16 protein-coding genes are annotated in these 14,231 nt (G+C 37.3%); 6 read left to right on the top strand and 10 right to left on the bottom strand.

What is annotated here, in order from left to right; all coding sequences use genetic code 11:
- Positions 1–4: 4 nt before the first annotated feature.
- Positions 5–670, bottom strand: coding sequence for an NUDIX hydrolase (locus LT143_RS14830; protein WP_246944003.1), 666 nt, complete (start codon positions 668–670; stop codon positions 5–7).
- Between the two features lie 284 nt (positions 671–954).
- Here LT143_RS14830 and LT143_RS14825 point away from each other — a divergent pair, with 284 nt between their 5' ends.
- A complete protein-coding gene (locus tag LT143_RS14825) occupies positions 955–1,116 on the top strand; it encodes a hypothetical protein (RefSeq protein WP_246944002.1) in 162 nt (53 codons plus the stop codon).
- Between the two features lie 44 nt (positions 1,117–1,160).
- On the opposite strand, the gene LT143_RS14820 is transcribed toward LT143_RS14825, so the two are convergent.
- Positions 1,161–1,613: an OsmC family protein gene (locus LT143_RS14820; protein ID WP_246944001.1), complete on the bottom strand. Its 453-nt coding sequence runs from the start codon at positions 1,611–1,613 to the stop codon at positions 1,161–1,163.
- Between the two features lie 155 nt (positions 1,614–1,768).
- Here LT143_RS14820 and LT143_RS14815 point away from each other — a divergent pair, with 155 nt between their 5' ends.
- On the top strand, positions 1,769–1,990 hold the full coding sequence (locus LT143_RS14815; protein WP_246944000.1) for an IDEAL domain-containing protein: 222 nt from the start codon (positions 1,769–1,771) through the stop codon (positions 1,988–1,990).
- Positions 1,991–2,020: 30 nt separating this feature from the next.
- A complete protein-coding gene (locus tag LT143_RS14810) occupies positions 2,021–2,266 on the top strand; it encodes an IDEAL domain-containing protein (RefSeq protein WP_246943999.1) in 246 nt (81 codons plus the stop codon).
- Positions 2,267–2,307: 41 nt separating this feature from the next.
- Here the strand turns inward: LT143_RS14810 and kynB are convergent, their stop codons facing one another.
- The 3 genes from kynB to LT143_RS14795 are packed head-to-tail and all read right to left on the bottom strand — an operon-like array spanning position 2,308 to position 4,610.
- Positions 2,308–2,931, bottom strand: coding sequence for an arylformamidase (kynB, locus tag LT143_RS14805; RefSeq protein ID WP_246943998.1), 624 nt, complete (start codon positions 2,929–2,931; stop codon positions 2,308–2,310).
- A gap of 17 nt (positions 2,932–2,948) precedes the next feature.
- Positions 2,949–4,220, bottom strand: a complete 1,272-nt coding sequence (gene kynU / locus LT143_RS14800) for a kynureninase (protein WP_246943997.1) — start codon at positions 4,218–4,220, stop codon at positions 2,949–2,951.
- Positions 4,221–4,253: 33 nt separating this feature from the next.
- The gene (locus LT143_RS14795) at positions 4,254–4,610 is read right to left on the bottom strand and encodes a DUF2500 domain-containing protein (protein WP_246943996.1); all 357 of its coding nucleotides are present in this window, start codon (positions 4,608–4,610) and stop codon (positions 4,254–4,256) included.
- A gap of 400 nt (positions 4,611–5,010) precedes the next feature.
- On the opposite strand from LT143_RS14795, the gene LT143_RS14790 reads away from it, so the two are divergent.
- The gene (locus LT143_RS14790; RefSeq protein ID WP_246943995.1) at positions 5,011–6,180 is read left to right on the top strand and encodes an FtsW/RodA/SpoVE family cell cycle protein; all 1,170 of its coding nucleotides are present in this window, start codon (positions 5,011–5,013) and stop codon (positions 6,178–6,180) included.
- Between the two features lie 39 nt (positions 6,181–6,219).
- On the opposite strand, the gene LT143_RS14785 is transcribed toward LT143_RS14790, so the two are convergent.
- Entirely contained in the window at positions 6,220–6,495 is a 276-nt protein-coding gene (locus tag LT143_RS14785; protein WP_246943994.1) for an alpha/beta-type small acid-soluble spore protein, read from the bottom strand.
- A 335-nt stretch (positions 6,496–6,830) separates the two neighbouring features.
- Here LT143_RS14785 and LT143_RS14780 point away from each other — a divergent pair, with 335 nt between their 5' ends.
- Together LT143_RS14780 and LT143_RS14775 are read left to right on the top strand one after the other, a co-directional pair.
- Complete coding sequence (locus tag LT143_RS14780) at positions 6,831–8,213, top strand: glycine--tRNA ligase (RefSeq protein ID WP_246943993.1); 1,383 nt, start codon at positions 6,831–6,833, stop codon at positions 8,211–8,213.
- A gap of 63 nt (positions 8,214–8,276) precedes the next feature.
- Positions 8,277–9,437: an aminotransferase A gene (locus LT143_RS14775; RefSeq protein ID WP_246943992.1), complete on the top strand. Its 1,161-nt coding sequence runs from the start codon at positions 8,277–8,279 to the stop codon at positions 9,435–9,437.
- A 237-nt stretch (positions 9,438–9,674) separates the two neighbouring features.
- Here the strand turns inward: LT143_RS14775 and LT143_RS14770 are convergent, their stop codons facing one another.
- The 4 genes from LT143_RS14770 to LT143_RS14755 form a co-directional block, all read right to left on the bottom strand.
- Positions 9,675–11,348, bottom strand: a complete 1,674-nt coding sequence (locus tag LT143_RS14770) for a long-chain fatty acid--CoA ligase (RefSeq protein ID WP_246943991.1) — start codon at positions 11,346–11,348, stop codon at positions 9,675–9,677.
- A gap of 264 nt (positions 11,349–11,612) precedes the next feature.
- Complete coding sequence (locus LT143_RS14765; protein WP_246943990.1) at positions 11,613–12,596, bottom strand: quinone oxidoreductase family protein; 984 nt, start codon at positions 12,594–12,596, stop codon at positions 11,613–11,615.
- 4 nt (positions 12,597–12,600) lie between these two features.
- Positions 12,601–13,380 (bottom strand): enoyl-CoA hydratase/isomerase family protein, encoded by a 780-nt coding sequence (locus LT143_RS14760; protein ID WP_246943989.1) that lies wholly within the window; start codon positions 13,378–13,380, stop codon positions 12,601–12,603.
- Positions 13,381–13,442: 62 nt separating this feature from the next.
- A complete protein-coding gene (locus tag LT143_RS14755) occupies positions 13,443–14,213 on the bottom strand; it encodes an SDR family NAD(P)-dependent oxidoreductase (RefSeq protein ID WP_246943988.1) in 771 nt (256 codons plus the stop codon).
- Positions 14,214–14,231 lie beyond the last annotated feature (18 nt).

The raw sequence follows: 14,231 nt of genomic DNA, 5'->3' as shown, positions 1-14,231 counted from the left end.
TTTTTTATGGCTGTTTTTTATTTGATATTTGAAGAATCTGCTGGCAAACCCAATTATAGTAATCCGTTCCATGATCCGCAAAGCTATTTATATGATATACGTCTGACTTATAAACAAGTCTTCTATCTTCAACAACTACTCCCATTGCTTCAACGCTATTTATTTCCCCTTTAAATAACTTATTTACATTGTCTAATTCAATTGCAAACATACCAGTTACTTCAGATTCTTGAAAGGTGAAGTCTTCAAGGCTACCGTCATACTCTTTTATAAAAACATGACAAAATTCATGATCAATGAAATCATCTTTTCTGTAAGCATATTTGTAGACTCCGATATATCGTAGTTCTTCTGCTGTAACTTTTATTCCTAGCTCCTCTTCTACCTCACGAACTCCTTCTATTGGAGTTTCTCCCACCAATAAATGACCGGCTGATGTTATATCCAATAAATTAGCAAAGCTATCTTTTGCAGGATGGCGTTTTTGAAAATAGAGCCTAACTTGAGAATCATTTATATCATATAGCCAACATTGAAACGTCTGGTGCCAATATCCTTTTCGATGGACATTGTCCCTGTCAGCTGTTCCGATCTTATTAAACTGTTCGTCAAAAATGTCTAATTCCTCTCTCAGGCCTATCACTCCAAATTCCCTTTTTCTTCCTATCATACGTTAATGATCTATACCTTTGTAAGGACTAAGAATAAAAAAATCACATAAGTCAAGGCTCTTTTCTAAAACTTTGTTACTTTTCAAGCTAATACTTCTAAATATCCACCCTTTTTGTAAGAAAAAACGAAGTAATAATTGTTAGAAAAGAGCAGCTCTCTCTAACTAAAGGACTGGACTTTGTACTACCTAGTAAAAATCCGGCTTTTGGATTTTTACGAAAGCAACAATCTTTACGAAAACAGCCTAAGTCAAAAACTAATTGTTGGAAAGCGAGGTGCTTTATGGATAAGTGGAATAATCAATCTGCTCCAAATAATAATTTAACCTCTGCAGATATTGCGGTCTCTGAGCTTTTAAATGAGCATGAATTTACTGAAGAACTATCAGACGGAATGGAACGAGATCAAAACATTAAAGAAATACAGAAAAAAAGACAAAAATAACACCTTTATAGAGGCGTTATTTTTGTCTAGAATTTACAATGAGACTAAGTTGTATTACCTTTTAATTCCCATTTTGAAATCATCTTTACTCCTGCAGCTTTAAACAGATTATAAACAGGACACCTTTCTTCTACTTTATGCTTTAATGCATGTATATCCTCAATTGACTCGCTTGAACTTAACTGCACATGAATCTCTACTTTTTCATAATAGGTTTTTACTTCTTTATTCCCTTTCATTCCATCCGGATTTAGTTCGCCAATTACGTGAATTGAAACTTCCTCTACATGTAAATTCATTGATTTCGCAGCTGCAAATGCAGTAATACTTTCACACCCGGCTAAAGCTCCTAATAAGGCGTGCAAAGGGGTAGGTCCACTATTTTGTCCTCCTACATGTGATGGCTCATCTAAATAATATTGATGCTCCTTTGCTTGGAGTTGGGTCTGTATCCCTTTTGCTGTACTTGTTACATTAAAACTTACCATTCTTCCCATGGAATCACCTCATTTTTACTATTACTTATAGGTTTAACTTCCATTCAGAACGGGTAATTAATAAAATATAAAAATATTTCTAAATTTTCTAAAAAAGGACTTTACATTCTATTAAAATAGTCCGATAATAATAAAAAGGCAGAGGAGGAATTACCTTGAAACATTATGAAGAAAAACCTAAAAATGAACTAATGGTAGTATCAACGAACACGGAAGAATTAACTGAATATTCCCTTGCCGCACAAATGATATTAGAGAAGTCACTTAATAAGTTCAACGTACAACGACTGATGCAGAAAATTGACGAAGCTCTTATCCTAGGTGATAAAGAAACTTTCTATGAATTATCTAAAAAATATACTCAATTGTTAAACTAATAATCTATGAATTGTAACGGGGTGAGTCTGTTGAAACATCTTAGACGAGAATTTACAGTCACAACTAATAAACAGCATAAGTACTTTTCGTACAAACTGACCAGGGATCAAGAATATTCAATCCAACTGCAGGCTACTCTATTTTTAGATGAACAGTGCTTTCTTTTTAATAAGAGGAGAATTGGTGAGCTTGTTAATCAAGCCTTAATAGAAGGTAATAAAATTAGATTCCAGGAATTACGATCCACTTACGGAGAATATTATTGTAATGAATGACAAAAGAACACCGATATGGTGTTCTTTTTCATGTTAGAAACTTAAGCTAATTTTCTTATTACTGCTCGAACCGGGCTTCCATCAGCTTCTTTTATAGGAAGTGGCAGGGCCACAAGTTCATAATATCCTTCCGCTATGTCATCAAGGACAAGCCCCTCTAAAATGTGAATATCATTTTCTGCTAATTCATGATGAGCAATCAGTTCCTTGCTATCGACAGGATCGACTGATGGAACATCCAACCCTACAAGTTGTATACCTTTTCCAGCAAGATATTGTGCTACCCCTTTTTCAAGATAAGTAATAGTAGCAGGAAACTCGTGACGATTCTTCCAAGACATTGTTTTAAAAATGATGATATGATAATCACTTATCTCTAAGTGTTGAAGATCCTGTACTTGGATAGAAGCCTTACCTGTTATATCCATAATAAATGCTTTACCTATATATCTGTTTACATCAAGATCCAATACTCTTTTCCCTTGATCATCAAAATGATAAGGAGCGTCTATATGAGTTCCAGTATGAGTACTCATCTCTATCTTCCCAACATTTACAGACCCTGATTGTTCTTTTGTCCAACTTAGAGAAAACTGAAACCTTGTGTCCCCTGGCCAAACCGCTGTACTTGGAGAAAGCGGTTGAGAAATATCAATCCAATTCATAAATCCTCCTATTATAACTAAGCAATAACATCACGCTTATTTTGATATTTCTTGTATTCTTCATTTACCATAATTTCTTTTAAAATTTGAACCGTTTGCCAAACTTCTTCAAAAGAAGTGTAGAAAGAAATAGGTGCTAAACGGATAAGGTTAGGTTCACGGTAATCAGGAATGACGCCATTAGCTTTTAGCGCTTTACATATACTCGCAGCTTCCGGATGATGAAGGCATACATGTCCTCCTCGATGTTCAGCTAATTTCGGATTTATAATAGAAAAAGAGAAAGTAGAGAGCTCTTGATCTATTAACTTCATTAAGAAATCTGTAAGAGACAATGATTTTTGTCTAATCCTATCTATTCCTACTTCTTCAAACAATTGAAGTGACCCAATAATTGGAGCAGTACTTAAAATATGAGGTGTACCTACTTGGTAAGCACCTGCACTGAATTCGTGGTCCAACTCATGCTCCATATCAAACTGTTTGTCCTTCTTTGAACTAAACCATCCGGCAATTCCAGGCACTTTACCGAAATGCTTTTCATTGACGTAAAGTCCCCCAACAGATCCAGGACCACTATTCACATATTTGTAATTGCACCAGAATGCAAAATCTGGCTGTACATCATAAAAATTATGTGGAAGTGCCCCAATTGAATGAGCTAGATCAAATCCGATTAAAATTCCACGTTGGTGGGCCGCTTCTACTAATTTTTTCATATTCAATAATTGGCCACTTCGGTATAAAACTGAAGATAAAACAACTATGCTGGTTTGTTCGTCCATTGCCTCAATAATGGAATCCTCGTCAAGCAAATAACCATCCTTACTTTTCACCTGAACTAGTTGCTCTTCAGGAGATAGCCCTTTTAATTTGATCTGACTTTTTATAGCATAAATATCCGAAGGAAACGTTAGTTCATCAGCAATAATTTTTGTTCTTCCGTTAGTCGGTTCATAAAAAGTTGCCAGTAATTGATGAAGATTAATCGTGGTTGAACCTGTTACTAATACTTCACTTTCTTTTGCACCAATAAGTTTAGCCATTTTAGCTCCGAGTTTCTCAGATAAATAGAACCAAGGGTTTGCTCCATTCATCCAACCTTCAATAGCCAGTTCCTTCCAACTATGCAACAGGGATAAAACACTTTCCTCTGCTCTTTTTGATAGAAGACCTAATGAATTTCCATCTAAATAAATAACTCCTTCCTTTAAGTAAAACTCATTTCTGTATGTAGAAAGTACGTCTTTTTGATCCAGTTCTTTGGCATCGTTTATGGTAAATAACATAATATCCTCCTACTTGTGTTATTGATTCTGTCATTACAACTTTCTGTTAAAACCTTTATATCTTGTACCTTGATAGGTCAGTTCTCGCCGGTCACCTTCAACTAGTAAACCAGATTCCTTCCCAGATACTTGAAGCTCTAATCTATCACCAGACTCCACCAACTCGAACGTAATAAAATAGGCAGTTCTAGCTTGAGTGTCTCCACCACCATATGTCTGACTTCTCTTTGAAAGCACCTTCGCTTGTTCAATTAGAACTGGTGCAGCATTATTAGACATCCATGTGGTCATTCCTTTAATGATTACGTAAAGAATTCCACCAACCACTATGAGCGGTATTACCGTCATAAACAAATCAAATCCAAATGGTGACCCTCCGAACATATTCATCCTAACACTCCTTTTTTATTATACTCTTAAACGTTGAATAAGTTATAGAGTACTTTATCTACCTCAATAAGAATTCTTGTGAGGGATATTACTGATGAAGGATATAACCTTTTCTAAAAATAGAGCGTTTAATAAATACGATATAGATTAAAATAAGTTTCAATACATTTCCATAAGAAAGAGTAGAAATCCTCTTATTGAATGGCTATTTTTCTAATTTTTTAGTATTGGTGAGGTTAAATTCCATAGACGTGTTGTTCCAAGGCGCTACCATTAATATGAAATATAAACAACAATCTTTACGAAAAGAGCCTAAATAAATAAAATAGTACTTTACAGTCTTTTAAGTCATTGGGAAAATAATAGTAGATTAATATGCGTTAAAAGAAGGGATTAAGAAATGAATTCATCAAGGGAACTAACAAAATTTGATTATGTTCTTGCCTTTTTATTATTTTTACTTTTTTGTGCTAGCTGTATAGCATTGTACAGTGCCCAAACAACGTCTTCTCAATATGGAGAAAACTTTTTACTTAAGCAGATTATTTGGTATGTCGTGGGTATTTGTATAATTGGTGGAATAATGGTGTTTGAGCCGGATCAGATTAGAAAACTTTCATGGTATTTGTATGGTTTTAGTATCATGATTTTAATTATACTGTTTATTTCACCTGCCTCAATTGCACCGAAAGTAAATGGTGCGAAAAGCTGGTTTATATTACCTGGATTTGGGTCCTTTCAGCCCTCGGAAATTACTAAGGTCTGTCTCATCATTATGTTAAGCCATATTATCTCAAAGCATAATGAGAAAAATGTGTATCGAACAATCCAGACCGATTTCTTATTACTCGGAAAAATTACTTTTGTGGCGATCTTACCAATGGGGCTCGTTATGCTTCAACCTGACTTAGGTACAACTCTTGTCATGATGGTCATCACAGTAGGCCTTATCTTTATGTCAGGGATTACATGGAAAATTTTACTTCCTATTTTCACAACGATTATTGCTGCTGCTTCTACCATCTTTTATTTAGTACTACAGGCTCCCGAACTATTAGAAAAATACTTGAATGTTAGAAAGTATCAATTCGGAAGAATATACTCATGGCTTGATCCATACACGTATAGTAGCGGAGACGGCTATCACTTATTAAATTCTCTTAAGGCTATCGGGTCTGGCATGCTGACAGGAAAAGGAATAGGTGAAAATGAAGTATATATACCTGAAAACCATACTGATTTTATCTTTGCAGTAGTTGCAGAGCAATACGGTTTTATCGGTGCTACAGTTGTCATTTGCTTACTTTTCTTACTGCTCTATCACATTACTAAAGTTGGGCTGTTATCCAATTCTGACTTTGCTTCTTATATTTGTGTAGGTGTTATTTGTATGATTGGTTTCCATGTCATTCAAAATATTGGAATGACAATCGGATTGCTACCCATCACAGGTATTCCACTCCCTTTTATTAGCTACGGTGGTAGTTCGCTAGTTGGTAACATGTTTGCTCTCGGATTAATTTTTAGCATTAGGTTCTACTATCGAACTTACATGTTCTCAGAAGAATAAAAAGATCCCGTTACGATGTCGTAGCGGGATCTTTTTACTCTATTCAGGACGGTTGAGCTGATTCTTTGCCATTTTTATCAGTTCTGACACCATATTTCCACCGATTGGTCCACCCACCTTGCCAGCTTCTCTAGATGTTAAGTTACCATTGTCACCTTTATTAAGTGGAACACCAATCTCATTTGCCATTTCAACTTTTGCCTGTTCAGGATGGTGTGAATCTATTTTAAATCCATTTTGATTCATTACATGAGCCTTGAGTTGATCTAATCCGTCTCTTGCTCCTGGAACTAGTGGGCGTCTTCTTCTAGACATTTTTAATTCCTCCTGAATAATTAATTTAATAAATCCTATAAAAAATAAACAACTGTGTATTGACTATTATTTTTTTAGTTTGGTAATATTATGTATTATAGTAACGATGACGGACTAATAGTAGCTACTCCTCTCATGCTTAGCGATTCAGGGACAGTGTAAGCCTGAACATGACGAATAGTGAAACGGCATTCCTGAGTGAAAGATGAAAAGAGGGTTTGTACCATACAAACCAACTAGGGTGGAACCGCGGGAGATATGCTCTCGTCCCTAGGCTAAATTTGGCCTAGTGGACGGGAGCTTTTTATTTGTTTATTGAAAAAGGAGAGATTTTGATGAGTAAAACAATGGAGCAAGTCGTTGCACATGCAAAACATAGAGGATTTGTTTTTCCTGGTTCTGAAATTTATGGTGGCCTGGCAAACACTTGGGATTACGGTCCTTTGGGTACAGAATTAAAGAACAATATTAAAAGAGCTTGGTGGCGTAAATTCATCCAAGAGTCCCCTTATAATGTTGGACTTGATGCTGCCATTCTAATGAATCCTAGAACATGGGAAGCATCAGGACATATTGGTAATTTCAATGACCCAATGATTGATTGCAAGAATTGTAAAGCTAGGCACCGCGCTGATAAACTTATCGAAAATGCGCTTGAAGCAAAAGGACAAGAACTAGTTGTGGATGGGCTACCGTTTGAGAAAATGGAAGAGTTAATTAAAGAACACAATATCGTTTGTCCAGAATGTGGAAGCGCTGAGTTCACGGGAATTCGTCAATTTAACTTAATGTTTAAAACATTCCAAGGTGTAACGGAATCAAGTACAAACGAAATCTTCTTACGCCCTGAAACAGCACAAGGAATTTTCGTTAACTTTAAAAACGTTCAACGTTCTATGAGAAAAAAGCTTCCGTTTGGAATTGGTCAAGTCGGTAAGAGCTTTAGGAATGAAATTACTCCTGGTAACTTTACATTCCGTACTAGAGAATTTGAGCAAATGGAGCTTGAGTTTTTCTGTAAGCCAGGTGAAGAATTAGAATGGTTCACATACTGGAAAGAAACTTGTGAGAAATGGCTACTATCCTTAGGTGTAGTAGAGCAAAATATCCGCCTTCGTGACCACTCTGATGATGAGCTATCTCATTACAGTAATGCAACGACAGATATTGAATACAAGTTCCCATTTGGATGGGGAGAGCTATGGGGAATTGCATCCCGTACAGATTATGATCTGAAGCAACATGCAGAGTTTTCAGGGGAAGACTTTAATTATATTGACCAGGAAACAAATGAACGCTATGTGCCTTACTGTATAGAACCATCATTAGGAGCAGACCGTGTGACGCTTGCGTTTATGATTGATGCTTATGAAGAAGAGCAGCTAGAAGATGGAACATCACGAACAGTCATGAGATTACATCCAGCTCTTGCTCCATATAAAGCAGCTATCCTTCCTCTTTCTAAAAAGCTTTCAGAGGGAGCAAGAAATGTATTTGCAGACTTAGCTAAACATTTTATGGTCGATTATGATGAATCTGGTTCAATTGGTAAACGATACCGTCGTCAAGATGAAATCGGTACTCCGTTCTGCATCACTTATGACTTTGATTCTGAGCAAGATCAAACTGTTACAGTAAGAAACAGAGATACAATGGAACAAGAACGTATCTCCATACATGAGCTAAAGGCTTATATTGAAGAAAAACTTCAATTTTAATAGATAGGGGAACTTCCCCTATCTTTTTTCTAGAATAAATCGCATTTTCAAAGGAGTGAAACAATGGAACATTTAATTAATCCTAACGTAAAAGATATACAGCTTTCCGGGATTAGAAAGTTTTTCAATATGGTGTCAGAGTATGAAAATGTAATATCTCTAACGATTGGACAACCTGACTTCCCAACTCCTGAACATGTCAAACAAGCAGGAATAAAAGCAATACAAGATAATTTTACAAATTATACTCATAATGCCGGTTTTCCTGAGTTAAGAGAAGCTGTTTCCCAATTTGTAAAGACAAAGTATGAATTAAACTACGATCCAGCAAATGAAATTATTGTTACCATTGGAGCTAGTCAAGCAATTGATTGTGCCTTTAGAACCATACTAGACCAAGGTAGCGAAGTCATCTTACCGGGGCCTGTATACCCAGGATATGAGCCAATTATTAAACTTTGTGGGGCTACACCGGTTCACGTCGATACTCGTGCAAATGATTTTAAACTGACTGCGGATCTAATTAAATCTCATTTAACAACCAAAACGAGATGTATTGTTTTACCTTATCCCTCTAACCCAACCGGTGTAACACTTTCTAAAGAAGAATTAGAAGAAATTGCTTCTCTTGTTAAAGACAAGGAACTCTTCATTCTCTCTGATGAAATATATAGTGAACTTGTTTTCGCAAATCAACATCACTCCATTGCAAGTTTGCCAGGAATGAGAGAGAAAACGATTGTAATCAATGGTTTGTCAAAATCACATTCTATGACAGGCTGGCGTGTTGGGTTCTTAATGGCTCCTGCCAATATTGCACAACACCTGTTAAAGGTTCATCAATATAACGTATCATGCGCAACAACTATTTCACAAAAGGCTGCTCATAAAGCGTTAACAAATGGGATAGACGATGCCATTGAGATGTGTAAACAGTATCAGGAGAGAATGGAATATGTGTATAATCGTTTATTACATATGGGCATCGAAACAATAAAGCCTACCGGTGCCTTTTATTTCTTTCCTTCTATTAAGAAATTTGGGTTAACCTCTTTTGACTTTGCTTTACAAATGGTGAAGGAAGCAAGAGTTGCGGTTGTGCCTGGTGATGCATTCTCCGAATTTGGCGAAGGTTATGTAAGACTATCTTATGCCTATTCCATGGATGTTTTAAAGGAAGCTTTAGATCGAATGGAAACATTTATTTCACGTTTAAATGATTAAAGGCTGTTTTTGTAAAGATTGTTGCTTTCGTAAAAATCCCAATTGCCGGATTTTTACTCGGTAGTACAATGTCCAGTGATTTAAATAGAGAGAGTTGCTCTTTTCTAACAATTATCACTTTAGTTTTGCGTACAAAATAGGGTGGGTTTTAGAGAAATTAGCTTGAAAAACAACAAAGTTTTAGAAAAGAGCCTAATTAAAACAGCGCCGAGCTCTTCATTGGCTCGGCGCTTCATTTTAACTACTCAGTTTAGCCAGTTCTTCTTCTTGAAGTTTTCTCCATAAAATTTTCCCGCTACTGGTTTTAGGGAAGTCCTGACGAAATTCTATCATTCTAGGATACTTGTAAGCAGCCATTCTTTCTTTTGCCCACTCTATAATTTCTTCTTCTGTTACCTGTCCTTCTTGCCCTGCCTGAAGGATGACAAACGCCTTTACCGTTTCTCCCCTTTTCTCATCAGGAACACCAACTACACATGCTTGTTGAATAGCTGGATGAGCATACAATAATGATTCTACTTCTGTTGGCCAGACTTTAAACCCTGAAGCATTAATCATCCGTTTTAAACGGTCAACCATAAAGAAGTATCCTTCCTCATCTACTCTTCCTATATCACCTGTTCGAAAGAAGCTTTTTCCATCCAACGTAATAAACGAAGCTTCCGTTTCCTCCGGGCGATTATAATAGCCTTTAAAGACCTGTGGTCCATTTACTACAATTTCTCCTACTTCCCCTACCCCAAGTTCTCTTAACGTATTTGTTTCAACAATTCGAGCATCAACATCAAAAGAAGGAATGCCAAGGCATTGTAATTTAGGTCTGTCTGGTGGATTAAAGTGAGTCTGTGCAATAGTTTCCGATAAACCGTACCCCTCTACAAATTGTAGACCTGTCAAATTGTGCAACTTTTCTCCTACCGCTGCCGGTAAAGGAGCTCCCCCTCCAGAAATGGCTGCAAGTGAAGAGATATTATAGGATGAAAGATTTGGGTTTGATAGGAAATCAATGAGCATTGTACTAATATTGACCCAATGTGTACATTTATACTTTTGAATATAATGTCCCGCCAGATCTCGATTCCATCTTGTCATACAAACCATTGAACCACCTGCTAGAATGGGCGCATGGAAGCTATGGACCATTCCTGTTACATGGAATAACGGTAAGGTCATGAGATGCACGCTATCACTCGTTGCACCAGACCAATGATAGGCACCGTAAATATTAGCTTGAACCGTCTTATTTGTATGGATACATCCTTTAGGTACTCCAGTTGTACCTGATGTATAAGGTAAGACTGCTATATCATTACTGTCTCCTTGATACGTTGAAGGCTCACGATCACCATTCAGACAATCCAGCCAATTATAAAAGCCTTGTTCCTGATAAACTACAGAAGGGCTTGAAACTTCTAAAGGTATATGGTTAATCTCCTCAGTTAAGTCAGCATATTCATTGTAAGAAGCGATGATGATAGATTGTAAACTCGAGGTCTTAACAAGTGGTTGTATACTAGGTAGTAATTCTTGGCCTACTAGTCCAGTCTTAATATCTCCATCCTGTATATAAAATCTTAGTTCATCAGGAGTATTCATTGGATTAATCGGAACAACAATGGCATTTACACGTAAGATTGCATAGAAGGAAATAACAAATTGTGGGGAGTTTTGCATAAAGAGTAGAACCCGATCTCCTCGTTTCACTCCGATTTCATGTTCAAGATACCCAGCAAGCTGATTGACCTGAAGGAATAACTCTTTATACGATAGTGCTCCACCATAATAATAAATAGCCGTCTTAGAAGGATAGCGCTTAGCTGTATATTCTAAGTTTTCATAAATAGTTGTCTCTGGAACGGTTAGAGTTGTAGTTAATCCTTTCGGCCAAAATTCATAATGAGTAGTTCTCATCTTCATCTCCTCCTGTACAAGTTTATATTTATGTAAACGCTTGCAAGATGTTGTAATATATTCGTGTGCAGCGGCAAATATACTAGTGAGGATGTAAAAAAAACTAGTTCTGTGCAATTAACTTGAGTTTTTGTGCAATTCAAGTGAACTAGTGTGCAATTACTCTCATGTACTGTGCGATTATCCTGAATTTGTGTGCAATTCACTATGTATCTATAAAAAAACGACCTTCTTGTTACCAAAAAGATCGTTTTAATCTCTAAATTATGGAACCAGCACAAGTTTACCTTGAGTTTTTCTCGATTGTAGTAGTTGATGTACTTGAATTGCATCACTTAAAGGAAACACTCCACCAACAATAAGTTTTAATTGCCCTTTTTGTAAGTAGGTTAGTAATTCAACCAGACTTTGCTGCATGAGTGCAGGCTTTTTCATAATTTGTGGCAAAAAGAAGCCGATTACTGATTGGTTTTTCCCCATGAGTACAGAAGGAGTTAATTTACTCTGTTCCCCACTAGCGGCACCGAACACAACAAGGCGACCAAATGCAGCTAAACAGTTCAGCGTTTGGTTAAATACCTTTCCTCCTACCATCTCCAGCGCCACGTCGACGCCTTTTCCACCTGTGGCTGCTTTTACTTGTTCTACCCAATCTTCTTCCGTGTAGTTAATAACTACATCTGCCCCTAGCTCTCTGGCCAATTCTAATTTCTCACTCGTGCTAGCAGTTGCGATAATTTTACCTGCTCCAAATAACTTTGCTAGTTGAACAGCAATCGTTCCAACACCACCTGCAGCAGCATGGATTAATACGGTTTCCCCTTCTTCTAACCGCCCCATTGTTTTTAATACATGATACGCACTTAGACCTTGTAGAGGAAGAGCAACTGCCTGATTATAATCTACTCCTTCTGGTAGTGGGATAAGCCCTCTTTCGTCTGCAATCGTATACTCTGCGTAACCAGTTGCTTTTTTACTGCCTAATAAAGTAACGACCTTTGTCCCAATCTGTACCGAAGTCACTTCCGATCCTACTTCCACTACAACACCAGCAACCTCTGCCCCCGGTACGAAAGGAAGTGGAGTCGGTACTACATATTGTCCTTCTCTTCTAGCCGTATCCGCATAATTAACCCCAATAGCTTTTATTTCAATAACTACTTCATTTGCACCAGGAGTTGGCTTTTCTAGCTCCACCATTTCTAATACTTCCGGTCCACCATATTGACTAAATTGAACGGCTTTCATCTCATTACCTCCCTGAAAATGATGGTTTACGTTTCTCTACAAATGCTTGAACACCTTCTCTGTGATCGGTTGTCGTGACCATCATTGCTTGAGTAATTCGTTCTTGTTCCAACATTTCTTCGAGAGTCGATTGGCCTGCTTGATCTACTAATTTTTTAACCATTCCATAAGCAACTCCAGGACCATTAGCAAGCTTATTGGCAAATCTTATCGTTTCATCTTTTAATGATTCTAGTGGAAAAACGTGATTTACAATTCCATATTCCAATGCTCGATCTGCCAGTAATGGCTCGGCACTAAAGAATAACTCCTTCGCACGATTTGGACCTATAAGACGAGGTAAGAAATATAATCCTCCACCATCGGAGATAAGTCCAACTTGAGCAAAACTTAAAATAAATTTTGTATCTTCAGCGGCTAGTATTAGGTCAGCTCCTAAGGCTAAATTAAAGCCCGCTCCTGCTGCAAATCCGTGCACAGAAGCAACAATTGGTTTAGGTAAGTTTTTCATTGTGATGATAAGTTCATTTAATTTTCCGATATGATCATATACTGCCTTTGGCGACGTTTGTCCCATTGTTTTAACATCTCCACCAGCAGTAAAGGCTCTTCCTGCTCCAGAAAGTACGACTACTCTAATTTCTTCATCTTCTGCAGCCTTTTTAAAGGCGTTTGTTAATCCTAGGATCATCTCTGGACTAAATGCATTTAAGCTCTCTGGACGATTTAATGTTAAAGAAAGCACAGGACCGTTTTGATGAATTAATAAATGTTCTGTGGACATTCGATTCACTCCTTATATTTTAGGATCTTACCGCACAATTCGTTGCAGATATAAGAAACACCCTATACAATCAACCATCCACCATCAGCTAGTAAATCAGAACCGGTCATATAGGATGCATCCTTTGAAGCAGCAAAGCAGATTACACTACTAATCTCTTCAGGTCTGCCGACGCGCTTCAACGCTGTACTTCTCTTAATGGCTTCTACGAATCTATCATTTTGTAAGCCTTGTTCAGTTAGTGGCGTTTCTACAAATCCAGGTGAAACAGAATTTGCACGAATGCCAAATTGTGAAAATTCATATGCCAGTGCTCTTGTGAAATTAATGACGGCTGCTTTTGCTGCACTATAGTGAGGGATGTGTGCACCCGCTTTATGCCCGGAAAGAGAGGCCACATTTACAATTGCTCGGTCTTGTATGCCATTTCGTGAACTTCCTTCAACCATTACTTCACCTAGAAATTTTGACACCAGGAAAACACTTCTCAAGTTAACATTTTGAACCTGGTCCCAATCCTCGATAGAAAGCTTCGTAATATTGTTATGAGTAGACCCACCTGCGTTATTTACTAATACATGGAGGTCTCCATATGTTTCTTTTACGTAGTGAGCCAAGTTTTTAACATCCTCTTCCTTTGTCACATCAGCAGCAAAAACATCGGCACACTGAGCTGAAAACTCATTCAGTTCTGCTGCAACTCGATCAAGTTTAGCTTTCGTTCTTCCCACTAAAATGACCTTTGCACCTTCGTTTGCTAATTGCTTGGCTGTCGCTTCACCAATTCCACTACCAGCACCAGTGACGACAGCAACGGCTTCTTTAAATCTCATCAGCATCATCCCCCTTTT

The organism is Bacillus pinisoli, from assembly GCF_023036475.1.
Taxonomy (GTDB): Bacteria; Bacillota; Bacilli; order Bacillales; family SA4; genus Bacillus_BS; species Bacillus_BS pinisoli.
This window is presented reverse-complemented; position numbering and strand designations above follow the sequence as displayed.

What these genes read in the sequence shown, in the direction of transcription:
- LT143_RS14775 (WP_246943992.1), top strand. Translation starts at nt 8,277, where the DNA reads ATGGAACATTTAATTAATCCTAACGTAAAAGATATACAGCTTTCCGGG.
- LT143_RS14780 (WP_246943993.1), top strand. Translation starts at nt 6,831, where the DNA reads ATGAGTAAAACAATGGAGCAAGTCGTTGCACATGCAAAACATAGAGGA.
- LT143_RS14790 (WP_246943995.1), top strand. Translation starts at nt 5,011, where the DNA reads ATGAATTCATCAAGGGAACTAACAAAATTTGATTATGTTCTTGCCTTT.
- LT143_RS14825 (WP_246944002.1), top strand. Translation starts at nt 955, where the DNA reads ATGGATAAGTGGAATAATCAATCTGCTCCAAATAATAATTTAACCTCT.
- kynB (WP_246943998.1), bottom strand. Translation starts at nt 2,931, where the DNA reads ATGAATTGGATTGATATTTCTCAACCGCTTTCTCCAAGTACAGCGGTT.
- LT143_RS14820 (WP_246944001.1), bottom strand. Translation starts at nt 1,613, where the DNA reads ATGGGAAGAATGGTAAGTTTTAATGTAACAAGTACAGCAAAAGGGATA.
- LT143_RS14795 (WP_246943996.1), bottom strand. Translation starts at nt 4,610, where the DNA reads ATGAATATGTTCGGAGGGTCACCATTTGGATTTGATTTGTTTATGACG.
- LT143_RS14755 (WP_246943988.1), bottom strand. Translation starts at nt 14,213, where the DNA reads ATGAGATTTAAAGAAGCCGTTGCTGTCGTCACTGGTGCTGGTAGTGGA.
- LT143_RS14785 (WP_246943994.1), bottom strand. Translation starts at nt 6,495, where the DNA reads ATGTCTAGAAGAAGACGCCCACTAGTTCCAGGAGCAAGAGACGGATTA.
- LT143_RS14830 (WP_246944003.1), bottom strand. Translation starts at nt 670, where the DNA reads ATGATAGGAAGAAAAAGGGAATTTGGAGTGATAGGCCTGAGAGAGGAA.
- kynU (WP_246943997.1), bottom strand. Translation starts at nt 4,220, where the DNA reads ATGTTATTTACCATAAACGATGCCAAAGAACTGGATCAAAAAGACGTA.
- LT143_RS14760 (WP_246943989.1), bottom strand. Translation starts at nt 13,380, where the DNA reads ATGTCCACAGAACATTTATTAATTCATCAAAACGGTCCTGTGCTTTCT.
- LT143_RS14765 (WP_246943990.1), bottom strand. Translation starts at nt 12,596, where the DNA reads ATGAAAGCCGTTCAATTTAGTCAATATGGTGGACCGGAAGTATTAGAA.
- LT143_RS14770 (WP_246943991.1), bottom strand. Translation starts at nt 11,348, where the DNA reads ATGAGAACTACTCATTATGAATTTTGGCCGAAAGGATTAACTACAACT.